Here is a 22628-nt window from a genome sequence, read left to right on the forward strand (position 1 = left end):
AGGTAAATTAATTCTAAGACAAATTTTGCTGGAGCGAAATAGATAGAAATAAAAAGACTTTTGAAAGCTGTAATAGTAGCTCCCAAAAGTCTATGTATAGTTACCCTTTCATGAAATCCGGAAGGAATGTCACGAGTTGTGGGAATAGGACAATAAGTGCTAAACAGAGAATCATCGCAAACAACATCGGTAGAACTCCACGGAAGATTTTCTCAATCGGAATCTCTTTCGCGACCCCGCTAATGATATAGACACTCAGTCCAAGAGGCGGTGTCACCAAGCCGATATTCATCACAAGTACCATGACAACCCCGAACCATACCCCATTGAATCCTAATTCAATGATAAGCGGGTAGACGACGGGTAGAGTAAGGACGAATATTGCCAAACCTTCCAAGAACATCCCTAAAACGAAGTATACGACCAAGATGAAAAACATGATTAGCATCGGAGAAACATTCAGTTCACTGACATATTGTGTAATGGAAACCGGTATACGGCTTAACGCCAAGAATTTACTGAAAATCTCCGCACCGATCAAAATGAAAAACATCATCGCTGTCAATCGTGTCGTCTCATTCAGCGATGCTTTGAAATCCGCCCAGCTCAGTCTTCTAGTGACGACAGCCAGTAAAAACGCACCGAATGCCCCAATCCCACCCGCTTCAGTCGGAGTGAAGAAACCAAAATAGATTCCACCGATACTTAGTAGAAATAAGGAAGCAAACGGCCACACGCTATTCAAAGATTTTACTTTGACGAGAAATGGTTTTCTCGGAGTAACGGGTGCAAGTTCAGGTTTTCTTACGACGATGAGGTAAATCACTACCATGAAGAGCGCCATCTGGAGCAGCCCGGGAATAATTCCGGCTATCAATAATTTCCCAATCGGCTCCATCGTTAAGACACCGTAGAGAACCAAAATGACACTTGGCGGAATCAAAATTCCCAACGTCCCCCCCGCCGCAACAGCGGAAGTCGACAAGCCTTCGTCATACTTATATTTCTTCATTTCAGGCAACGCAATTCTCGCCATTGTCGCAGTTGTCGCATTGACCGAACCCGAAATCGCTGCAAATAGAGCACTCGTACCGATTGTCGTAATGGCAAGACCGCCTCGGACGTGCCCGATCCACGAATCGACTGCTGTATACAAATCATTCCCAAACTTACTATAAGACAAGAACATCCCCATTAAAATAAATAGCGGAATAACACTTAAAGAATAAGAACTAGCCGTACTGAACGGTGTACTCCCCAATTGAACAAGCGCGGTCTCCCAGTTTCGGATGAACCCGATGCCGACAGTGCCCACAATAACTAAAGACACACTCACGGGAACCTTTAGCGCGAACAATACAAGTAACGCAATAATCCCGAGGACTCCAATCATTTCTGCACTCATGATTTCTTCACCGCCGATGCAAAATATTTAATTGCACTGACTAATGCGACGAGTGCAAAAACACCTAGACCAAAAGTAGCGATATAGAGAAATGGATACATTGGCCAACCTAAATCACTGGTTGTTGTTTGTCGTTCCATGATCCGTCCCGCATTCGCGAACACTTGATTAGCCATAAAGAGTAGCGTGACAAAAATAACGAGTTCTATTATTCCTTCCAAAAAATTTCTTGCTTTTTCCGGCAATTTCGTGACCGCAAAGTCGATGCTAATATGCTCTTTATGTCGATGCGTCATAGCTAAAGCAAAAAAAACAAGCAATGCGGAACTTAACTCCGTCATTTCAAAAGTCCCTACGATTGGTTTATTTAAGAAGTTTCGGCCAATCACATCAAAACTGATGATCAACATCATGAAGATCAAAAAACAATTCGATAAGAATAATTGAAAACTTGATAACTTATGTAATAAGTTATCAAGTTTTTTTAATGTTTGCGCCATAAGCTTCCACCCCTGTCTTATTGTGCGCCTAACTCTACTGCACGATCATAAACCGCTTGTCCCGGTAAACCTTTGTCTTCCATTTTCTTAATCCACTTTTCCACCGTAGGATTAATAAAGGTACTCCACTCAGCCATTTCATCATCGCTCAGCTCATAGATTTCGACACCTTTTTCTTTTGCCTTCTCAATCGCACGCTGTCCTACTTCATCGAAGTTAGTGCCAGCTTTGGCTGCCATTTTTTCTCCAACCAATTCTTTGATGGCCGCTTGGTTTTCCTCGCCAAGCTCGTTCCAGCTATTTTCATTCATCGTTACAAAGAATGTCGTCATATAGAAGTTCCCGACTGTTGCATAGTCGATCACGTCTACCAAGCTATAGCCTTCAATCGCTTCCCAAGGCGCGATCGTTCCGTCTACCACGCCTTTTTCAAGCGCTTCGTACGTTTCATTCATCGACATGGAAACTGGTGTAGCGCCAAGCGCCGTCAACCATTCATTCGTTTCCGCGGATGGAGATCGAATGCGCATTCCTTTTAGGTCTTCATAGCTTTTAACCGGTTTTCCGACCGTGAAGATTTGTCCAGGATCGGAAGTGGAAAGCCATAGTGGAACTGTTCCTGCATATTCCGCTTCAAATTCCGGGAATTCCTCGTAAAGCTGCCAAAGCATTTTGGAACCTTGCTCTCCTGTTTTACTCAAGAAAGAAAGCTCCATGACAGAAGTCATAGGAAATTGGTTTGGAGTGTAGCTGTTAACGCTCATCGCGATGTCAACAGCTCCTGTTGCCGCCGCATCAAACTGTCCATCCGGAGCCGCTAAAGACGCACCCGGGTAGGATGTAATTTTCACATTTCCGCCAGTCGCCTCTTCTACTTCTTTCACGAAACCTTGAACGATTACCGTTTCCATCTCATGGCTCGGTGGGAAGAAATGTGAAAAGTCAAGTGTCACTTCTTTCCCGGAAGCCGCGTCGCTTCCCGCGTTCGATCCTTCGCTAGAGCCGGATACCGGCACTTGTTCGCTTGGTTTCCCTCCACCACATGCGGCCAACAGCAAGCTCATCATCAGAAGGAACACAAATGATACAAGATGCTTTTTGTTTCTAACTGAACCCATCAATATTCTCACTCCCTTAAAATTTTAATAAACCTCATACTAAAGCTTCGAAACATGCCTCATTCAATTGATAACGTTTACAAGACGGATGTTTCTCACATCATATTGAATGGGGTTTATCAGAAATCATCATATATCATTTAATATATGTTATCAATACTTTTTAGTAAATTTTCAAATAGTTTGAAAGATACTTGACATATTGCTAAATAATTTTCCTATCCCTTGCCATTTTGAAAAACGCAGGATGTTCTAATATGTTATACTTGAGGCCGGTTTTTAGTTTAGATTGAAATCATATATAAATTCATATATCATAATGAGTATGAAAACAAAAATGAATAAACGTCAATATGCGTATAAAGTGATTCGTACAAGAATTGTTGATGGAACCTATGCCCCCGGCCAAAGAATCATTATCGACCAAATTGCGAAGGAGGTTGGCTCAAGCCATATTCCGGTCCGTGAAGCGATCCATCAGTTGGAATCCGAACAATTGATACAATACGAACCGAATATTGGAGCGGTTGTCCGTGGAATCGACAAAGATTTGTATATGGAGACTTTAGAGGTGCTTGCCTTATTGGAGGGATATGCCACTTCCTTGAGCGCTCCCCATATTCCATTGGAAGCCATCGAAAAACTGGAAAGCATTAACGAAGAAATGAAAAGAACATTGGAAAACTATGAGCTGGATCAACTCGGTCAGTTGAATCGGGAATTTCATTTCTACATTTACTCTTTCTGCCCGAACAAACTATTGATCAAAAATATTCAAGAGGCTTGGGATCGATTGGATATCGTCCGCCAGACCGGGTTCACCTTCTTGCCGAACCGGACTCCTCGCTCAATCGAAGAACATCGGAGATTGATTCAACTGATCCAAGAACAGGCGGGCAGCGACGTAATCGAAGAATACGCGCGCGAGCACAAGATGAACACTTTGCAAGCATTCAAAAAAAGCGAAAAACACTGATCGTTTCGGATCAGTGTTTTTTTGCATTTGGCCCTTCATTAGGTGCCTGTCCTCTTTACAGGGATTTGGATTTCCATCAAGAACTCATCTTCCTTATTCGAAATGAACTGATCGACAATTGTACGGATGATGAAATCCCCTATCGGTTCTAACCCGTTGTCTAATACATATTGATGGAGCACAGTTACATACTCCGGCGCGGTCTCATGCCCTCCACGGAAATACACACAGGCGTACTCCCCTTCCGGCAGCGTCGTGACGAGCTCCACGTTTTGGGCAGCTTTCCATTTTTCCGCCTCTTCCAACAGCAGAAAGATGGAGTCGTATTCGTAGAAGCAATTCCGCTGGAAGCGGTGAACGGACAACGTAAGGCCGACTTTGCCGATAAAAATAGAGGCAAAGTCTTGATGCTGCCGGTTTAATTTCCGCAAGGAGAGTTCCAGATCATAATGGGACCGGATTGATTCCTGCAGTTGGATGATTGTCCGTTCCTCCATCTCTTTGATGAAAGGGACGCCGATCTGTTTTATTTTTTTCAAGGATTCGAGCTCTTCGATCCGGATTTCCAGTTTCTTTTTCGCGATTTCCAACTCTTTCATTTTGTCATGAATCGTTTGTTTATGGGTGTAGAGAGTCTCGATGAAATCGTCCATTTCTCGATTGGACGTCTGTTTCTTGATATCCTTCAATGGGACGCCCAACGCTTTCAAATAGTTGATGATATCCAACAGTTTGAACTGTTCTACGGAGTAATAGCGGTAGCCCGTTTCCGGATCGACTTCATTCGGTTTGAATAAATCAATTTCATCATAATAGCGCAATGTTTTAATCGATGTATTATGCAATTTGGACATCTGTCCAATTGAAAATTTATTTTTCATCTCATTGCCCCATTTCACATCATTTCCATTATCTTATCAAACCAAAAAAGCGTATCAAAGGTTTTCATCTTTGATACGCTTTTTTTCTTATGCTTGCACCGGTTTATTAATTGTATGGACGGGCAACAGTTCACCTGTCAAGATATCTTCGACAGGGACCGCTTCTTCCACCCAAGTTTTTGGTGGCATGGCACCCCAGAACGTGGCCCGCTGCGGATCTTCGAGGTTCCATTTGATCGGCTCCCAATCCGGGTCGTTTGTGAAGTAGTCTCCTGTATATAATTCCATCCGGTTGCCGTCTGGATCGCGGACGTAAACGAAAAACGCATTCGATGTGCCGTGTCTGCCCGGAGAACGTTCGATATTCGCGTAATAGCCAAGCCCCGCCAAATGGTCGCATGCGTCCAAAATCGATTTCGCATCATCCATCCAGAAACCTGTATGGTGGAAACGTGGACCTTTATCGCTGATGAGCGCCAAATCATGGACACTTGGCTTTCTGTGCATCCAAGCCGCCCAAATCCTTTCATCCTCACCATGCCCTTTTACTGTATACTCAGACGTCCGAAAACCGAGATTTTCGCTGTACCAGGCATAGAGCTCGTCGATGTTCGTGATCGTGCAGTTCGCATGGTCAATCCTTTTAATCTTCACATTGCCTTGCAAATGATATTTTTGGAGCATTCTTTCTGCTTTATCCATTTCAAAGAAGAATTCAACTGGAATACCGCCTGGATCTTGGATGCGCAATGCACGGCCTTGCCCTTTTTCCTCTCCAGGTTGAACCCAGCGCTTTTTCACGCCTAGCTCTGTAAATAGTTTATCAAGCTCATCCAGATCGCTGTCAGCGCTTACACGATACGCAATATGCTTCAAGCTGGCCTGCTTGCCTTTCGTCAACATCAATGTATGGTGGTTGGCATCTTCCAAAGCCCGCAAGTAGATATGATTTTCATCTGATTCCGTCTCGATGAATCCAAGTCCTTCACAATAGAAATGTCTGGCCCGCTCTAAATCCGTCACCGTTACTTCTGCGTGATGCAGCCGGACAATGTCGAAGTTTTTCTTTGTCATTTTTACTCCTCCTCTGATGTGATTGATTTCATTATAAACTCTCCCCTTACTGGAGAGGCAATAGTTATCTGAAAGTTTAGCTCCACTCATTACATTAGCAACCTATCTTTATAATGGAGAGGCTTCTGTCAATTGCGGCTGTTGAAAGGTTTCCAGAAAGCGGCTTGCCGCCTTTGATAAATACCGGTCCTTCAACCAGATGATTGTGCCTTCCGTTTGAATAAGGCAATCTTCGATCTCGGTAATTTGCAAATCTTCATATAGAAGGAATTCAACAGTGGACTTCGGCAACATCGCATAACCGATCCCTTCCCGCGCCAAAGAAAGAAGCATCCCGGCATCCGGGCACTCACAAATGATGGATGGTTCAAAGCCGTGCTTTGCACACTCATCCAAAATCAGTTCGTATTGTCCCCTTCCTTTAACTCGATGGAGCAAAAGCAAAGGCAGCTCTGCTACATCTTTCATACGGATTCTCTTTTTTTGATTCCATTTTTTCGGCGCGACGAGGACATACGGTTCAGATGGCAATGCAATCGATGAGAAGTCTTCCATTTCCAAAGGCATCCGGACAATCCCAAGTTCAATCTCCCGATTCCGTAAGTATTCCGTCATCCGGAACGTATCCCCTTCTTTTAATCTGAACGTCACATCAGGGAACTGCTCTCGGAACTGCCGCAACCTTCCTGGCACATAAGGGAAACAGGATTTCACCGTGCCGATGGACAGGACGCCTTTCATCCCTTTTGCCACTTCCTCCACTTCCATGAAAGCCTCTTCATATTGAGAGAGCAGCTTTTTGGATTTATCATATAGCACTTTCCCCGGCTCTGTAAGTTCCAATTTCCGGCCGATCCGTTCAAATAAAAGGACACCCAGTTCTTCTTCCAATAGTTTAAGTTGCTGGCTCAACGGTGGTTGGGCCATATGCAATTTCTGCGCGGCTTTTGTAATCTGCTCTTCTTCCACTATCGTGACAAAATAGCCTAACCGTTTCAGGTTCAACTGTTTTCCTCCCTTCTAAGCAAATTTATATACGAATTAAATATAGTAAACAAACCATATATATATTTATCATATATGATAGCACGTGGTATATTGTCATTACAACCTTAATTGAATGAAAGGTTCAATAATTCTGATTTGGTAATGTATGCGGTTTCATTATGCAAGGAAAACTGAAAGGAGTTTTACAAATGGGAGCTAAGACAGGACAGCAGTATATCGATGGAGTCGACAAGGCCCAGGCGAATGTGTGGATCGACGGTGAGCAGGTGAAAGGGAAAATTTCCGAACACCCAGCGTTTAAAGGAGTAATGAAAACGCAAGGGGAATTATACGATTTACAATTCGATGCAGATAAAAAGGATTATATGACTTATAAATCTCCGACGACTGGAAATCAGGTTGGTACATCATTCTTGCAACCAAGAACGAAGGAAGACTTGGAAAAACGCCGCATGATGATCCAGACATGGGCACGCCATAACAACGGGATGATGGGACGTTCCCCTGACTATATCAACGCAGGTATGATGGCATACGGTTCCGCTTCTGAAATGTTCGGTAAACAGGACCCGTTCTATCAAAAAAATATGCAGGACTACTATGAGTATTGCCGTGAGAACGACTTGTCGCTGACGCACACATTGATTCAGCCACAGGTGAACCGTGCATTGAACTCGGCTCAGCTGCCTGATCCGTACATCGCTGCGCGTATCGTCGAAAAAACATCTGAAGGGGTTGTCATCCGTGGTGCACGCCTTCTTGCGACACAAGGTGGAATCACTGACGAAATCATGGTGTTCCCTTCCACGTTGCTGAAACAGTCAGATGAAGAAAATCCATATGCCTATGCGTTCTCGATTCCGAACAACACACCGGGCTTGAAGTTCATTTGCCGTGAGTCGTTCGATTATGGAAAATCCAATTTCGACCATCCGCTAGGATCCCGCTTCGAAGAAATGGACTCCATCGTAGTGTTCGATGATGTCGTCGTTCCTTGGAACCGCGTATTCGCACTAGGCGATGTTCAAGTATGTAACGAAGCGTACAACGAAAGTAACGCAGTTGTCCACATGACACACCAAGTTGTTTCGAAAAACGTTGCGAAGACAGAATTCATCCTCGGCCTTCTTCAATTGATGGTGGAAACGATCAACATCGGTCAGTTCCAGCACATTCACGAAAAAATGTCTGAAGTCATCATAGCATTGGAGACGATGAAAGCGTTTGTAACAGCTTCCGAAGCGAACGCGAAAGAAGACCGCTGGGGCATCATGACGCCGGATTTTGGTCCGTTGAATGCAGCGCGTAACTACTATCCTAAGATCTACCCACGCTTCAGCGAGATCATGCAGTTGATGGGTGCGAGCGGCTTGATGGCGATCCCGAACGAAAAAGACTTCGCTTCGGAACTCCGTCCTGATTTGGATAAATACCTACAATCGGCAACTGGCTCTGCATATGACCGCGTGAAGCTATACCGTTTGGCGTGGGATGTCTGCATGAGTGCGTTCGGTACTCGCCAAACTCTATACGAGCGTTTCTTCTTCGGCGATCCAGTTCGTATGGCAGGTGCACTTTATAATGGCTACGACAAACAACCTTATGTCGACCATGTCAAAGAATTCTTACAGCGTTCCGAGCAAGGTTCCCTTTCTGGAATCGGCAAATAAAGGAGGATGGTGAATCAAGTTTCACCTCCTTAACAGTTGTGTAATACTAGAGGGTGGAAGTAATCATTCCCCCTCTATTTTTTGGTTTGTAGTAGAGATTCCATTGGGGACATGACAGTTCGCTCGCGCCATGACAGTTTCCTGACTTGCCATGACAGTTCACCGTTTCCCCATGACAGTTCCGGCTTTTCCCATGGCAGTTCGCTAATTTCCCATGACAATCCACAAAATCGCTTTCATCCCCTCCTTCCGACAGCTCCCACTCCCTATAAAACTATCCCCACACTTAAAAAAAGGGGCTGTCCAGAAATTGGATTTTCCGGTTAAACACGCAAAAAGCAAGGGCTCTGGTCGCTTTCCGCGGGCCAGCCGACGAGCCTCCTCCGGCTTACAGCCGTGCGGGGTCTCGTCGGCCGGCTTTCCCGCAGGAGTCTCCCGGCGCCCTTGCTTTTTGCTAGTATCCAACTCTGTGCCTGGACTTTTCGGACAGCCCCTTTTCCCTGTCAATTCAATTAATTACCGTAAAGTTCGCTTTCCAGGTTGCCCATGAGTTCCCAGGCCCAGTTCTGAGCTTCAGGAGCTAAAGTTTCTTCGGCATATTCCATCATTTCTTCCACACTCATATCTTTCAACATGATGGTATCAGCCGATTCGGTTGGCATGTCGACTTTTTTGACGACTTTACTCTTTTGTTTCATTTTCAAGTTATACATATCCGGATCCATTGATCCATCGCTGAATGTGAAGTTATGATCTGCGCTCATCGAGTCGCTTTCATGCGTCGCATTTCCGCTCCAAACCACTTCTACATCTTGGTACCCGTCGGAGAATCCGAATGTCCGTTTAAAGGTACGCTTGGAACCGTCCAGATCCTCTTTCCCTTTGTAGGAGATCTTGACAGCATTCACATCTTCCACTGTCAAGGTGATCGAGTCTTCCGCTTTCTTGTCTTTCCAAGTCAAGTGGCCGTTGAATTTCAACACATTTTCTTCATCATCAGCTTCCTTGATTCCCATCGTATACTTCCATTGTTGCTCGTCTTTTTCCAACAATTGAACGCCTTCCATCAGAAGGGACTCCTCTTCTCCTTCTTCACCGCTCGTCACATCCAAAGAACGTTTGACGATGTGGTTCGAATCATGCCAGATTGTCGATGTGATTGTGCTTGGTACATCATCGATTGCATCCAAATCTTCGATGGCCGATTCCAAGCCTTCCTCGTATTGGACAATCATTTCTGTCAAATCACTCGCTGTTACATCTCCCGCAAAAGAAGACATGGCGATTTGGTCTTTGATCAATTCTTTCAGTTTTTCATCTTTTTGCATTTTTACTAGGACTTTTTCAATCAGTGCTTTGAATTGCTTTTCGTCAAGTTTCATCGTCGACTTCGTTGCTTTGATCTTCTTGTCGAACACCTCGACTTCTTCTTTCTCGCTTTCAAATGCCTCTTCCGGCAATTCATCGAAAATGAATTTCAAGTATTCTTCTTTCACATAAGTCGTCAGTTCGCTGGCGGATGAAAAATCAGTTTCGAACAGTTGGGCGAGACCTAGCTCATCATTCCCCTCATAGTCTTCATCGATTTCCCGCATGATCCGACCGAAATCCTTGTCGTCGAAACGAATTAGATCATCCGTGAATGGCAATGCCAATAAAGCCTTTTCCGGTGTTGCGAAATACTCCCCCAAATCAATTGAAGTGCTTCCCACTTCAGCAGACAATCCGATTTTCGTTTCTTTTTTTACCGGATCGAATACGTTCTGGAGCGTCAACTTCGAACTGTTGACAAGTGACTGGACTTCCTCCATGTCGTAGCCGATATAAGGATCATTCCATTCCGCTGACAGATCCAATGTTGTTTCTGTCGGCTTTTCCTTCTGGACATCCATCCACTTCATTTCATTTGCATAGCGATCTTTGAATAGATTACCCATTTGTTGCAATGTAGCACTTTCAGCCAAAAAGTATTGCACTTTCGGAGATTTACTAAATGCGAAATAAGCGGATGCGCTACCGCCTACAATGATAAGAGCAGCCACGATCAATGCTATGAACAACTTAGGTGACTTCTTTTTCAAGTTCTGTTCCTCCATTTTGACGTCCCCCTTCTTTAATTTGGATATGTCATCCAACGTCCTCAGTCATTCTACTATAATAGGAGCGAAAAAGATTCATTTTTCGCGGAAATAATCCATTTTTCGCGTTTTGGATTTCTTTCCTATTCACTAAATACCTAGTCTTTCAAAGAAAGAACCTTCCATCCGGGAAGATGGAAGGTATTTTTTCATTATCCTTTTTTTACAGTTTGTTTCTTATTCACCATACTATGAACTTCAGTAGGAAGACCCCATAGCTTGATAAACCCGACTGCTGCCGATTGGTCAAATTCATCGTCAGCCGTATACGTGGCAAGTTTTTCATCATAAAGGGAATTCACCGATTTCCGGCCTTCCACGATGGCATGCCCTTTGAACAGTTTGACACGCGCTGTTCCGTTGACGTATTGCTGGGTTTCTTTAATGAATGCTTCCAATGCTTCGCGTAACGGAGAAAACCATAAGCCGTTATAGATCATCTCGCTTAGCTTATGCGAGATGATTGGTTTAAAATGACTTACTTCTTTCACGAGCGTCAAATCTTCCAATTCCTTATGAGCCTTTAATAATGTGATGGCACCTGGCGCTTCATACACCTCGCGCGATTTGATGCCGACCAGGCGGTTTTCGACGTGGTCGATTCTTCCGACTCCGTGGTTTCCTGCGATATCATTCAGTTTAAGTATAAGTTCACTCAACGAATATTGGACGCCATCCAAGCTGACTGGCACTCCTTTGTTGAACTCGATCTCAATCACTTCCGGTATGTCCGGTGCATTCTCGATGGAATTGGTCAATCCATATGCCTCCTCCGGTGGCGCTGCCCAAGGGTCTTCCAAGATGCCGCATTCGTTGGCACGGCCCCAAAGGTTTTGATCCACCGAATAAGGACTTTCGAGGTCGATAGGAATTGGGATGTTCTTCTGTTTCGCGTATTCGATCTCCTCTTCACGGGACCAGCTCCACTCACGAACAGGAGCCAATACTTCCAAAGAAGGATCGAGTGCTTTGATCGCGACTTCGAAACGCACTTGGTCATTCCCTTTTCCTGTACAGCCATGCGCCACCGCCGTCGCGTTTTCCTGATGCGCCACTTCGACGAGTTTCTTGGAAATCAACGGACGGGAAAGTGCCGAAACGAGTGGATATTTATCCTCGTAATACGATTGTGCCTGCAATGCAAGCAAGACAAATTCTTGCGCAAATTCTTCTTTGGCATCGATGACGTAGCTGCTCACCGCACCGACTTTCAACGCCTTCTGCTTGATGAACTCCAAGTCTTTCCCTTCACCGACATCCAAACAGCATGCTACGACTGCGTATCCTTGATCTGTCAACCACTGGACGGCAACGGATGTATCGAGTCCACCCGAATATGCTAAAACAACTTTCTTTTTTGTCATTTTATAAAACTCCCTTCAAGCTCCTGGATGAATGTTTATGCGAATAATAGTATTTTTATAATATCATATCCAAGATGAAACACAATAGATTTTCTATTATTTATTTCAAATTTTATCAATCATGAAATAGAAGGTTGGATGCATACAATCCTAAGTATGCACGTCATTTCTAAAACAAAAAAACGGACACACTAATGAATCAGCGTATCCGTCTATCTTCTATATTTAGTTGATGCCGTGCGAAACCATCGCATTGGCAACTTTCAAAAATCCTGCAATATTTGCCCCCATGACTAAATCTCCCGGCTTGCCGTATTGGTCGGCCGCTTCCATACAACTTGTATAAATATTCTTCATGACACTTTGCAATCTTTCATCGACTTCCTCGGTAGTCCAGGAAAGCCGCATGCTGTTCTGTGACATTTCCATTGCCGAAACGGCCACGCCGCCTGCATTGGCCGCTTTCGCCGGAGCGAATAACACGCCATTTTCTTGGAATAGATGGATCGCTTCCAATGTGCATGGCATATTCGCGCCTTCTCCGACCGCTTTAACCGAGTTTGCTACCAACGTATGTGCTGCGATTTCATCCAGCTCATTTTGTGTCGCACATGGCAATGCGATATCACAAGGTATGGACCAAATACCCGAACAATCCTCATGATATTCCGCATTCGGATGGAATTTTGTATATTCCCAGATTCTCTTATTTTCCACTTCTTTTAATTGTTTCAATGTTTCCAGGTTGATGCCATCCTTGTCATAGATATAACCGCCCGAATCGCTGCACGCGACCACTTTGGCGCCTAATTGCATCGCTTTTTCAATTGCATAGGTGGAAACGTTTCCAGATCCAGAAACGATAACTGTGCTGCCTTTGAAGGAAAGTCCTTTCCCTTTTAGCATCTCATCCACGAAATAGACGGTGCCGTAGCCAGTCGCTTCTTTACGGCCTAGACTTCCGCCATGCTCCGGATCTTTTCCGGTGAAGACCCCTGCTTCGTATCCGCCTCGTAAACGGTTATACGTTCCGAACATGTATCCGATTTCACGCTTTCCAACACCGATGTCACCGGCCGGAACATCACGGTCGGGACCGATATGCCGGGTCAGCTCAGTGGCGAAACTTTGCGTGAATCGCATGATTTCACGTTCCGACTTCCCTTTTGGATCGAAGTCCGATCCGCCTTTCCCTCCACCGATCGGTTGGCCGGTCAACGCATTTTTAAAAATTTGCTCGAATGCAAGGAATTTCATAATACTAACGTTGACGGAAGGATGGAATCGAATCCCACCTTTATATGGTCCTAAATCACTGTTGAATTGAACACGGAAACCACGGTTCACCCGCACTCTGCCTTGATCGTCTTCCCAGGCAACTCGGAAAGTGATGATCCGTTCCGGTTCTGTAATTCTTTCAAGAATGCCATGTTCGATGAAATGGGGATGTTGGGAGAAGACGGGGCGCAGTGAATCGAAAATTTCTCTCGTGGCTTGCAAAAATTCTTTTTCATCCGGATTTCTCTTCTTTACCAATTCATATACTTCATGAACGTAATCGTTCGCTCTATTTTTGTTTGATTGAACTACATCCATTCTAGTCATTCGCAATCATCCCTTTCTTGTATATAATCAATTGCGCCTCGGTGTAATTGCGTCCGGATTTTGAATTGCGAATCGAACAGCGTAGGGGTCGGTTTGCCGTATTTCTGCGTTTTGTGCAGAAATTAAGGCGCTTTCATTATGTCGCGCTTAGACTGCCTTTCAAAATCTGTGACATCTGCCGGAGGCTCCATCTTTATTCAACAGGCGTTTTGACACCCGTTGAACCCCATCACCTGTAGAAGCAAGGTTTTCAGCTGAATAAAGATCAAGGATAAAGCTGCCGCTTCTCCATTATCAAACTTTGATTGGTATTTCACAATCTATTTAGTACATTTTTATATTATCGCCGAAAAATAGATTTGTTACAAGATTTTTTTTATTCTATATCTAAATATTATAATGGATTGTGTCTACTTTATGTAGAATACGAGAAAAAATAATTTACAGATGGCTGATTAGGGTGTATTATAACACTATTCAGACAAATGATTCCCGCCTTGATGAGCAAGGTTTCTGAACGGTTGTGTGGAAATGATAATTCAGGTGAAAGAGGGGAATTGAAATGAAAATTAAAAAAGTGTTCCGTGCAGTTGTCGGTGCCAATGTTATGCTGTTGATGACTTTTGCTTTTCTGCCAGCCTTGGTTTTTAATCCCGACATCGATTTCCTTCAATCCTTTATGAACTACCTGAATAAAGAATGATTAAAAAAATAAATGAACCGATGTGCGTTTACGCACTCCGGTTCATTTTTTTTCCGGACTTCATGTAATTTTGCGGATGTTAAAATTATCCTGCAGCAAAAGCCAATTTTGAGGGAATGCCAGACCCAACTTCCAGTACATGATTCCGCGTAATTGAAATTGTTTGATCAAATTGAACTTCGCTTGTATGCTGCGTGCATCTTCAAACCATACTTCATGTTGCACACCTTCCGCATCGATATAGCGGAAATAAGGCGCTTGTGCCACATAATCATACTGGATTGCCACATTCTGTTCGATGGCCAATGCAATAGCTTGTTGCGGACTGATTGCCCGTGCAGGGGCTCCCCCTTGTGGCGGATACGGGGAGGACCACTTATATCCGTATAGATTTTGGCCGAGAAACACCTTTTCCCGTGGTATTTGACTGACGGCATATTCGACGACGGCTTGCACCGGTTGAATTGGACTCACCGCTTGAGGCTCGCTAAATGTATATCCCCATTCATAAGTCATAAGTGACACAAAATCCACAATCTCCCCATGCGCTTTATAATCATGCGCCCCGTAAATCCCCGTTCTGATATCACTCGCTTTCGGAGCCAAAGCGGTGGAGATCGTGAAGCCCGCCGCATGAAACCGATCCCTTGCTCTTCGGAGGAAAGTATTATAAAGTTCGCGATCCTCCGGAAAAAGCAGCTCAAAGTCAAAATGGATGTCCCTGAAACCTACCCGATTCGCTTCTTGGACCAAGTTATCGAACAATCGATCTTGCACGGCTTCATCCGTAAAAATGGCATGGGCCAAATCAGCACTGAAAGCGAATTCCTCCAAATTGGTGACAACAAGGGCATTCGCTGCGCCCGCATCTCTTACAATTTGTGGAATATTATCGAGAGGTGGAGCTTTTAGCGATCCATCACGCAAGACTTCATAACTAAACATGGCCATATATGTCACCTGTCCTGCCCGTCGTCTGACCTCGTCAATGTATGACTGACTGACAGGCGCCCGCGGCTCTGCATAGAGAAGAACTTCCGCGTTCATCTTCGGACGGGGTGGAATATAAAGCCGTAGTCCTACCTGCAATGTAGCGGAAGGGGAAATGCCGTTGATTCTCGCCAATTCAACATAAGACATCCCATACATCCTTGCGATCGAATACAACGATTGCCCCGGTTGCACCCAATGATACTGCCCTATAATCGGGATGACCAAGGCTTGCCCTATGACTAAACGTGATGGATCCGGTATTTCATTGGCCTCCGCAATGTCTTGATACGGGATTCCGTAAGCTTGCCCTATGCCATACAATGTTTGGCCGGGTTGAACAACATGGATTTGCATCAGATCATCTGCCTTTCATTGACAAAAATATCCTCGTAGTTAGTCTATTTTTGCAGGCGATGGATTATGTCTCCGGACCAAGTCTTTTCATGAATAGATTGGACCTCTGTTGCCATACTATCCCCGATTGACCAAAATACCGCAAGGAGGATATGCAGTGACTCAAAATCCATTCGGGCAAACCCACCAGAACATGCATACGGGATCCGTTCCACAGGAAATGAACCATGGCGGACACGAATTATTCGATGTCCACGAAGTGTTATCAGGGGCTATCGCTTCACTGAACATGGCGATGCTGATGCGTCCACATGTCAAAGACCCCGAACTGCTCGATATACTCGACCGTCAATACCGTTTCACCTTGGACGAGTACAACATTACCGTCGAATGCTTTAAAACCGGACGTGACCCGTCCCATCCGACACAAAGCTATAAGATGAAGCAAGGCAATGATTTCATTTATGGAATGAAATCTTCCCAACCGAAGAAACCGATCATGAACGAGTCCGAAATTTCGGATGAAATCATTTCCGGCTTTTTATTGGACGCCGCCAAAACAAGTGCTTCAGCAAAGACGATGGCCGCTCTCGAAACGACCAATCCAGTCGTACGCCGCGTTTTAGCCGACTCCGTGCCAAACTGCATCGAAATGGCTTACGAGCTGTCGATTTATCAAAATAAACACCACTACTACCAAGTGCCGCAACTGGCCCAGCAAGATATGCAACAAATATTGAATGCCTATGCCCCAGCTGGTCAACCGGGCATGCCCCCGAATAGTCCGATGCAGTAACCACATGAGAAAGAGGCTCTCCGAATCGGAAGCCTCTTTCTTTATGATCTTGCCAGTATGGAGTTGACGAGGTGCATCGGCGAGTTTTCGAAAAAGGAAAGATAATGCATGGGATGGCGCTTCGGGAAAAGTTGTTTGCGGATTTCCCGATTGGTCAACCCTTGCCCCGCCATGTGGAGAACTTCCTGCTGAATTCCGGTCAAATAGTCCAACTTTTTTTCAATAACACTTCTTCCATTCCGGATCACACCGGCATGCGAACAAATATAAGTCTCGAAATCATACGTCAACACCTTGTGCAATGATTGGATGATGCCTGGAATCGACTCGAATGCAAATGAGCTTTTTGGAGATGATTGGACGTACAAATCTCCCCCGAACATCCATCCCTTTTCTCGATTCCATAACGCCACATGATCATCCGCATGGCCCGGAGTATGAATGACCTCCCATTCATAATTTGGTGTCCGATGCCTCTGTTGAAGGGGCAGCGCCTGAAATGGCTTCCGTTCACCCCAAAACACTTTCCGGTAGAAAGGAAGATCCATGTCCCGCTCACATGCCGGTATTCCAATCTCGTGTAAATAAATAGGAATCTGTTTATGCCGCTGAATCCAATTCGCCATCCCGGTATGGTCTTCATGATGGTGGGTCAATACCACTTCGTTCATCTTCCATTCTTCGAATAACGGAATTAGTTCCGCCCTCATCTTGGAAGGCCCCGTATCAATCAGCAACCCATCGATAAAAAAGACCGAAACGAATAATCGCTGGCTGCCAAATGAAACGGTCAGTTGGGCTTGCTCCAAATCTTCAAATTTTTTCAGTTCCATTCCCTATCCCCCACATCATCTCGACTTCGCAGTGATACCGGAAGGCACTTTCGCCTCGAAACGCATCAATTCTCCCGTCCTCGGATGGATGATTGCGATAGCGAAAGCATGCAGACCGAGACGTTTTAATGGATTTCCTGTTGCCCCATATTTTCGATCCCCGACAATCGGATGGCCGAGCTCTTCCATATGGACACGGATCTGATTTTTCCGGCCTGTTTCCAATTGAACTTCCAACAACGTGAACCGTCCGTTGGAACGGATTTTCCGATAGTGCGTCACCGCATGCTGTCCCCCATTATCGGTCGGACTGGAAAACATCTTAAACGTTTTGCTTTCTTTCAGCCATGACGAAATCGTCCCTTCGTTTTTCCCGACGACGCCTTCCACGAGCGCGATATATGTCCGTTCCTTCACCCGTTCATTCCACGCGTTTTGCAAAATATGTTTCACCTTTTCACTTTTAGCAAACAGGAGAACCCCCGATGTATCCTTATCCAACCGATGGACAATGAAAATCCGATTCCTCGGATTTTTTCGCAGGACATAGTCTGTCACTTGACGATAAGCGGTCATCTCCCTCTCGTTCCGATCTGCCATCGTCAGAATCCCCGCTTCTTTATTCACCACAAGGAGATCATCATCTTCATAGAGGATGGATACACCTTTCAAATCACTCTCGCTTTTCGCAGCCTGATTGCTGATGATCGCAACCTGCTGCCCCGGTTCCAGTAAATGATTATATTGGGTCACCACTTTGCCATCAACAGTCACCTGCCCACGTGCCAACACCGATTTGACCGAGTTGCGGCTGCTCTTTTTCATGCAGCCGAGCAAAAAGGAGAGAAGTTCCATCTTTTCCTCCACGGTGTATTGTTGGGCATCCTTCCCGGACACCCCGGGCTTGCTCCGCTTTCTTTGCATCGTTCGAATCCCTCACTCTCTTCATATCATTATAACTGCCTTTTTCCATAAAACCCACTCTAACCGCCAGCCCGTGCATACATTGCCATCATTCCCCAGACGCTGTATGATGGAATGAAGAATTATTTCAAAAAAACATCAAAAAGGTGATGACGATGCGCGTTGCAATCTTCGACTTCGATGGTACCTTATATTCATCCGAGACATTCCAGTTATTAATGGACCATCTTAAGCACCACCCGATCCATCGCTCCAAGTATAAGACCTTTTTCCGGACCATTCTCCCGCCCTACATAGGTTATAAAATGAAACTCGTGCCCGAATCCCGGATGAAGGAACGCTCGATGCAAATTTATCTGGATTCCTTAAAAGATTTGTCACAATCCGAAATGGAACATTATTTTGCGGAACTGGTCGATCCTGTCCGTCAGGGGCTTAACGAAGAGATCGTCTCCAGACTGCGGCAGCATATCGAAAACGATATCCAAGTGATGCTAGTTTCGGGGGCCTACACTCCGTTTCTGTATGCCGTGACGCGGGATTTGCATTTCGATGAAATCATCGGAACAGATATCCGGTTTACAGATGATCAGAGAATCGACTGCAGCACCCCGCTCTTTCACATCCAGGGACCTCGAAAAACGGAAAAGATCAAAGAGGCATTGATCGGAAAAACGATCGACTGGGAAAATAGCTTCGCGTACGGCGATAGTTTGTCAGATTTGCCTGTATTGGACCTGGTCGGAAATCCGGTGGCTGTCAATCCGGAAAGCCGTTTGAAAGCGGTCGCACAACAACGGAATTGGGAAATCTTATGAAAAGGGGCTGTCCGAAAAGTCCAGGCACAGAGTTGGATACCAGCAAAAAGCAAGGGCGCCGGGAGACTCCTGCGGGAAAGCCGGCCGACGAGACCCCGCACGGCTGTAAGCCGGAGGAGGCTCGTCGGCTGGCCCGCGGAAAGCGACCAGAGCCCTTGCTTTTTGCGTGTTTAACCGGAAAATCCACTTTCTGGACAGCCCCTTTATTATTTACTTTTATTCCCAATCCCCTTCTCTTAGAAACTAGAATCTGAAGAACTAATGCTTCCAGCTAGAGTGAGAAACTTGTATTTTTTCAATGTCTAATATTCTCGCATTCTTCATTATCCTCTTCAAAAAAGGCGATTTTCGCTTGGACGATTTCTTTTCTTTCCCATGTTAAACCTTTCCTCGAAACGGCTGATCCCCACAAATTCTTTGTGAAACATTTAACAAATTCAATAAACTTCGTCAAAACGATAACTAATAAAAAAATTTTATAGCTGGTCGTAAGACCTCCTAAACGTTGTTGTAACAGCAATGAAACCGGTTACTTAATTCAAATATTTTGATTTAAACAAATACTTCATCTTGTATTTTGTTTGGATTCGTGTTAATAATTTATATTCATAAATAAAAATCTACAGAATGGGGTATGTTACATGACAGGACGATATGAGTCTTCGTTGGAAATGCATCAAATTCATAAGGGAAAAATGGAAACTGTTTCGAAGGTGCCACTGGAAAACAAAACGGACCTAAGTTTGGCGTATTCTCCTGGTGTTGCAGAACCCTGTGTAGAAATCGCGAACGACCCCTCTCTAGTATACGAATATACAATCAAAGGGAATTTAGTGGCCGTTGTAACGGACGGAACGGCCGTATTGGGCCTGGGGGATATCGGACCGGAAGCGGCGCTGCCCGTCATGGAAGGAAAAGCGCTTTTGCTTAAACGGTATGCGAACATCGATGCATTCCCAATCTGTCTGGATACGAAAGATGTCGATGAAATTGTACGCACTGTGAAGTTGATGAGCCCCACATTCGGCGCCGTTAATCTGGAGGACATCTCGGCACCGCGCTGCTTCGAAGTGGAGAGACGGCTTCGAGAGGAGTTGGATATCCCGGTTTTCCATGATGACCAACATGGAACGGCGATTGTCGTAGGCGCTGGTTTATTGAATGCGTTAAAAGTGGTCAATAAAGAAATCGAATCGGTGCGGGTCGTCGTGAACGGCGCTGGCGCAGCAGGAGTCGCAATCATCAAGCTCCTTCTCAATCTCGGATTCAAAGACGTGATCATTTGTGATTCCAAAGGAATTATTTATAAAGGCCGGCCAAATGACATGAACCCGATCAAATATGAAATTGCAGAAATCACCAACCCTCGTCAGTTGTCAGGATCTTTGCGGGATGCAATGGAAGGTGCGGATATCTTTATCGGCGTGTCAGTCGCCAATATTTTGACAAAAGATTTGATTGACAGCATGAACGTGGATCCGATCGTATTTGCCCTCGCGAATCCCCTGCCGGAAATCGCACCGTCTTTAGCGCAGGAATTTGGAGTGCGAATTATCGCCACAGGAAGATCGGATTATCCGAATCAGGTCAACAATGTCCTTGCATTCCCAGGAATTTTCCGCGGTGCGCTCGACGTACGCGCGACGGAAATCAACGAAAGCATGAAATTGGCGGCGACGCACGCTATCGCGGACATCATCGACGATTCTGACCTGAGGGACGATTATATCATCCCGGATCCGTTCGATGAGCGGGTGGTCGACAGAGTGGCCAAGGCAGTCGCACGAGCCGCCATGGATTCGGACGTTTCCGTCACTAAACGTTTGCTCTTGAATAATTAATATCCAAACTTCGAATCACTAGGGCGACTAAGATGCCGGGATTTTATAATTTCCTAGACGACAAAAAAGCCGTGAACTATGATGTTTACGGCTTTTTCTTCACTTTTCACCCATCTCCCAGATCAACATGAAGGGTTCCATCCGATTGGACCTCAGCGTAAAAAACTTGGTCTAGCTGACCGATTCCTTGCTTCTTTAACTGCTCGGTCAGCCATTCCTCGGTCAAATTCAGTTCTTTCAGGTTTTCGGGAATCAATTGATAATCGGAAATGATTTCTGTTGGAACATACTTCGGTTGTGGCGCCGGTGCCTTGACGTCTTTTTTTGTTGCAGGTTCCAGATCGCTTTTCTTCATGACACTTAACTGACCATTCGTCTCCAGGATAGCATATTGCACATCCTTTATCGAAAAGATACTTTGTTCCCTTAACATCATGTTCAAATCGTTCAGATGAAGGCGCGTCTTCTCAAGAGATATTTTCAGCAACTTCCCGTCCCGGATGATGATGGTCGGCTTATCATCGAAGAGGATCCTTGCTTTTTTCGATTTGAATGCTATGAAATTTGTCAGTACTGTCAAGACTGCCCACCAAATCATTGCGACCATCCCATCCAAGAACGGCATCTTCGATTCTCCCGCGATATCCGCCGCAATCGACCCGATGGTGATCCCGGTTACGTAGTGGAAAAAGGTCAATTGGGATATCTGCTTCTTCCCCATGAACCGGGCAAGGACCAGCAACACAATAAATGCCAATGTCGTCCGAATGATCATTTCCCAAAAATCCAGCTTTAACATATCCTCCATCTCTGCTTGCACCTCCAGCTACCCGAAGTGTCTCACTAAACGGGGCGAGGTATACATGCCATAAGAAGGCTCCCTTTACTCCTGATCTTCTTGGGTGTCGTTCTTTTTGTATAACGTCAAGGAACGTTCGCTGCCTTGAGCTAACTGTTTGGAGGACGGTGAGCCGGCTTCTATTTTCTCTGCAAGAAAGTGGGTTCGTTCGAAAAAGATGGACCGCAAATGATCCAACCTCCTCATAATTTTATCGATGAGCCCTTCTTGGTTGTCCAACCGCTGCATCACTTCTTGTTGTGCATTCTCATAATCCGCTTTCCACTCCACCATTCGATGTTGGGCTTCCGTTTGCTCCCCTAACCGATTTACCAGATCTTTATTCAGTTGTTCCAGATGATTCAATCGCCCCTTCATTTCTTCCATCGATTTCCAGATCGGAAACCATTGCTGCTCTATGGACTGCTGGAATTCTGCCTGCAATCGAATATGTTCCAGCTTGATTTTATTGAAAAGCCTCAGCATGTCTTCTCTTATCGCCTCGTCCTGCTCCTCATGCTGCCGCTTGGCAAATGACTGTTCCTCCATCAATTGATGCTGAATCGCTTGCATCCGTCTTTGCTGCCGGAGCACATTTTCCAATGCGGAACGCTGTTGCCGGAATATCGACTGCTGTTCTTCCTTCCAATCGGTGAGGAAATCCTTTTTGAACGAGTCCTGGTTTAACCCGTCCATGCGTTCGCTATTGCGATAGATGGCGGAATGATGATCGGTGTTCATATATAAACCCATTACGACCCTCCCTTTCTTTTTTATCTTATGCCTCGT

Annotated in this window: 20 protein-coding genes; 6 read left to right on the forward strand and 14 right to left on the reverse strand. The window is 45.1% G+C overall.

From position 1 onward, the window contains the following. Positions 1–100 precede the first annotated feature (100 nt). From OXB_RS17140 to OXB_RS17150, 3 genes are read right to left on the reverse strand one after another with little or no spacing between them, the layout of a single operon-like run. A complete protein-coding gene (locus OXB_RS17140) occupies positions 101–1405 on the reverse strand; it encodes a TRAP transporter large permease (protein WP_041075833.1) in 1305 nt (434 codons plus the stop codon). Next, on the reverse strand, positions 1402–1905 hold the full coding sequence (locus OXB_RS17145) for a TRAP transporter small permease (protein WP_052484129.1): 504 nt from the start codon (positions 1903–1905) through the stop codon (positions 1402–1404). The genes OXB_RS17140 and OXB_RS17145 overlap by 4 nt, the downstream gene beginning before the upstream one ends. 17 nt (positions 1906–1922) lie before the next feature. Next, positions 1923–3023, reverse strand: a complete 1101-nt coding sequence (locus OXB_RS17150) for a TRAP transporter substrate-binding protein (protein WP_052484130.1) — start codon at positions 3021–3023, stop codon at positions 1923–1925. A gap of 337 nt (positions 3024–3360) precedes the next feature. On the opposite strand from OXB_RS17150, the gene OXB_RS17155 reads away from it, so the two are divergent. After that, entirely contained in the window at positions 3361–3999 is a 639-nt protein-coding gene (locus tag OXB_RS17155) for a GntR family transcriptional regulator (RefSeq protein WP_331711227.1), read from the forward strand. Positions 4000–4037: 38 nt separating this feature from the next. Here OXB_RS17155 and OXB_RS17160 read toward each other — a convergent pair whose 3' ends face one another. The 3 genes from OXB_RS17160 to OXB_RS17170 all read right to left on the reverse strand — a co-directional run bounded on the left by OXB_RS17160 (position 4038) and on the right by OXB_RS17170 (position 6959). Continuing rightward, entirely contained in the window at positions 4038–4880 is an 843-nt protein-coding gene (locus tag OXB_RS17160) for a MerR family transcriptional regulator (protein WP_041075838.1), read from the reverse strand. Positions 4881–4967: 87 nt separating this feature from the next. Further along, positions 4968–5954, reverse strand: a complete 987-nt coding sequence (gene hpaD, locus OXB_RS17165) for a 3,4-dihydroxyphenylacetate 2,3-dioxygenase (RefSeq protein ID WP_041075840.1) — start codon at positions 5952–5954, stop codon at positions 4968–4970. A 108-nt stretch (positions 5955–6062) separates the two neighbouring features. Further along, positions 6063–6959 carry a LysR family transcriptional regulator gene (locus OXB_RS17170; RefSeq protein WP_041075842.1) on the reverse strand — a complete coding sequence of 299 codons (897 nt, stop codon included), beginning with the start codon at positions 6957–6959 and terminating at the stop codon, positions 6063–6065. Between the two features lie 191 nt (positions 6960–7150). On the opposite strand from OXB_RS17170, the gene hpaB reads away from it, so the two are divergent. Beyond that, positions 7151–8632: a 4-hydroxyphenylacetate 3-monooxygenase, oxygenase component gene (hpaB, locus tag OXB_RS17175; RefSeq protein ID WP_041075844.1), complete on the forward strand. Its 1482-nt coding sequence runs from the start codon at positions 7151–7153 to the stop codon at positions 8630–8632. A gap of 512 nt (positions 8633–9144) precedes the next feature. Here the strand turns inward: hpaB and OXB_RS17185 are convergent. The 3 genes from OXB_RS17185 to gdhA all read right to left on the reverse strand — a co-directional run bounded on the left by OXB_RS17185 (position 9145) and on the right by gdhA (position 13739). Beyond that, positions 9145–10728, reverse strand: coding sequence for a DUF6583 family protein (locus OXB_RS17185; protein ID WP_041075849.1), 1584 nt, complete (start codon positions 10726–10728; stop codon positions 9145–9147). 194 nt (positions 10729–10922) lie between these two features. Further along, positions 10923–12134: an argininosuccinate synthase gene (locus tag OXB_RS17190; RefSeq protein ID WP_041075851.1), complete on the reverse strand. Its 1212-nt coding sequence runs from the start codon at positions 12132–12134 to the stop codon at positions 10923–10925. Between the two features lie 225 nt (positions 12135–12359). Then, positions 12360–13739: an NADP-specific glutamate dehydrogenase gene (gene gdhA, locus OXB_RS17195; RefSeq protein WP_084212525.1), complete on the reverse strand. Its 1380-nt coding sequence runs from the start codon at positions 13737–13739 to the stop codon at positions 12360–12362. A 562-nt stretch (positions 13740–14301) separates the two neighbouring features. On the opposite strand from gdhA, the gene OXB_RS19105 reads away from it, so the two are divergent. Beyond that, positions 14302–14442 carry a hypothetical protein gene (locus OXB_RS19105; protein WP_173426025.1) on the forward strand — a complete coding sequence of 47 codons (141 nt, stop codon included), beginning with the start codon at positions 14302–14304 and terminating at the stop codon, positions 14440–14442. Between the two features lie 60 nt (positions 14443–14502). Here OXB_RS19105 and OXB_RS17200 read toward each other — a convergent pair whose 3' ends face one another. Further along, the gene (locus OXB_RS17200) at positions 14503–15789 is read right to left on the reverse strand and encodes a LysM peptidoglycan-binding domain-containing protein (protein ID WP_041075853.1); all 1287 of its coding nucleotides are present in this window, start codon (positions 15787–15789) and stop codon (positions 14503–14505) included. A 157-nt stretch (positions 15790–15946) separates the two neighbouring features. Between OXB_RS17200 and OXB_RS17205 the strand changes: the two genes are divergently transcribed. Next, a complete protein-coding gene (locus tag OXB_RS17205; protein ID WP_041075855.1) occupies positions 15947–16585 on the forward strand; it encodes a spore coat protein in 639 nt (212 codons plus the stop codon). A gap of 41 nt (positions 16586–16626) precedes the next feature. On the opposite strand, the gene OXB_RS17210 is transcribed toward OXB_RS17205, so the two are convergent. Together OXB_RS17210 and OXB_RS17215 are read right to left on the reverse strand one after the other, a co-directional pair. Then, entirely contained in the window at positions 16627–17418 is a 792-nt protein-coding gene (locus OXB_RS17210) for an MBL fold metallo-hydrolase (RefSeq protein ID WP_041075857.1), read from the reverse strand. A 15-nt stretch (positions 17419–17433) separates the two neighbouring features. Beyond that, positions 17434–18342: an RluA family pseudouridine synthase gene (locus tag OXB_RS17215; protein WP_041075859.1), complete on the reverse strand. Its 909-nt coding sequence runs from the start codon at positions 18340–18342 to the stop codon at positions 17434–17436. Positions 18343–18497: 155 nt separating this feature from the next. On the opposite strand from OXB_RS17215, the gene OXB_RS17220 reads away from it, so the two are divergent. Together OXB_RS17220 and OXB_RS17230 are read left to right on the forward strand one after the other, a co-directional pair. Continuing rightward, entirely contained in the window at positions 18498–19160 is a 663-nt protein-coding gene (locus OXB_RS17220) for an HAD family hydrolase (RefSeq protein WP_041075861.1), read from the forward strand. Positions 19161–19801: 641 nt separating this feature from the next. Next, a complete protein-coding gene (locus OXB_RS17230; RefSeq protein ID WP_041075865.1) occupies positions 19802–21001 on the forward strand; it encodes an NAD(P)-dependent malic enzyme in 1200 nt (399 codons plus the stop codon). A 106-nt stretch (positions 21002–21107) separates the two neighbouring features. On the opposite strand, the gene OXB_RS17235 is transcribed toward OXB_RS17230, so the two are convergent. Beyond that, positions 21108–21809 carry a YetF domain-containing protein gene (locus tag OXB_RS17235; RefSeq protein WP_231860330.1) on the reverse strand — a complete coding sequence of 234 codons (702 nt, stop codon included), beginning with the start codon at positions 21807–21809 and terminating at the stop codon, positions 21108–21110. Positions 21810–21884: 75 nt separating this feature from the next. After that, on the reverse strand, positions 21885–22592 hold the full coding sequence (locus tag OXB_RS17240) for a hypothetical protein (protein ID WP_041075867.1): 708 nt from the start codon (positions 22590–22592) through the stop codon (positions 21885–21887). Positions 22593–22628: the final 36 nt, after the last annotated feature.

It is taken from the genome of Bacillus sp. OxB-1 (assembly GCF_000829195.1).
GTDB lineage: Bacteria > Bacillota > Bacilli > Bacillales_A > Planococcaceae > Sporosarcina.

Excerpts from the sequence above, each read along its gene's own strand:
- OXB_RS19105 (WP_173426025.1), top strand. The coding sequence starts at position 14,302 with ATGAAAATTAAAAAAGTGTTCCGTGCAGTTGTCGGTGCCAATGTTATG.
- OXB_RS17200 (WP_041075853.1), bottom strand. The coding sequence starts at position 15,789 with ATGCAAATCCATGTTGTTCAACCCGGCCAAACATTGTATGGCATAGGG.
- OXB_RS17145 (WP_052484129.1), bottom strand. The coding sequence starts at position 1,905 with ATGGCGCAAACATTAAAAAAACTTGATAACTTATTACATAAGTTATCA.
- OXB_RS17160 (WP_041075838.1), bottom strand. The coding sequence starts at position 4,880 with ATGAAAAATAAATTTTCAATTGGACAGATGTCCAAATTGCATAATACA.
- OXB_RS17240 (WP_041075867.1), bottom strand. The coding sequence starts at position 22,592 with ATGGGTTTATATATGAACACCGATCATCATTCCGCCATCTATCGCAAT.
- OXB_RS17140 (WP_041075833.1), bottom strand. The coding sequence starts at position 1,405 with ATGAGTGCAGAAATGATTGGAGTCCTCGGGATTATTGCGTTACTTGTA.
- OXB_RS17230 (WP_041075865.1), top strand. The coding sequence starts at position 19,802 with ATGACAGGACGATATGAGTCTTCGTTGGAAATGCATCAAATTCATAAG.
- hpaB (WP_041075844.1), top strand. The coding sequence starts at position 7,151 with ATGGGAGCTAAGACAGGACAGCAGTATATCGATGGAGTCGACAAGGCC.
- gdhA (WP_084212525.1), bottom strand. The coding sequence starts at position 13,739 with ATGACTAGAATGGATGTAGTTCAATCAAACAAAAATAGAGCGAACGAT.
- OXB_RS17190 (WP_041075851.1), bottom strand. The coding sequence starts at position 12,134 with ATGACAAAAAAGAAAGTTGTTTTAGCATATTCGGGTGGACTCGATACA.
- OXB_RS17215 (WP_041075859.1), bottom strand. The coding sequence starts at position 18,342 with ATGCAAAGAAAGCGGAGCAAGCCCGGGGTGTCCGGGAAGGATGCCCAA.
- OXB_RS17150 (WP_052484130.1), bottom strand. The coding sequence starts at position 3,023 with ATGGGTTCAGTTAGAAACAAAAAGCATCTTGTATCATTTGTGTTCCTT.
- OXB_RS17235 (WP_231860330.1), bottom strand. The coding sequence starts at position 21,809 with ATGGAGGATATGTTAAAGCTGGATTTTTGGGAAATGATCATTCGGACG.
- hpaD (WP_041075840.1), bottom strand. The coding sequence starts at position 5,954 with ATGACAAAGAAAAACTTCGACATTGTCCGGCTGCATCACGCAGAAGTA.
- OXB_RS17220 (WP_041075861.1), top strand. The coding sequence starts at position 18,498 with ATGCGCGTTGCAATCTTCGACTTCGATGGTACCTTATATTCATCCGAG.
- OXB_RS17155 (WP_331711227.1), top strand. The coding sequence starts at position 3,361 with ATGAATAAACGTCAATATGCGTATAAAGTGATTCGTACAAGAATTGTT.
- OXB_RS17185 (WP_041075849.1), bottom strand. The coding sequence starts at position 10,728 with ATGGAGGAACAGAACTTGAAAAAGAAGTCACCTAAGTTGTTCATAGCA.
- OXB_RS17210 (WP_041075857.1), bottom strand. The coding sequence starts at position 17,418 with ATGGAACTGAAAAAATTTGAAGATTTGGAGCAAGCCCAACTGACCGTT.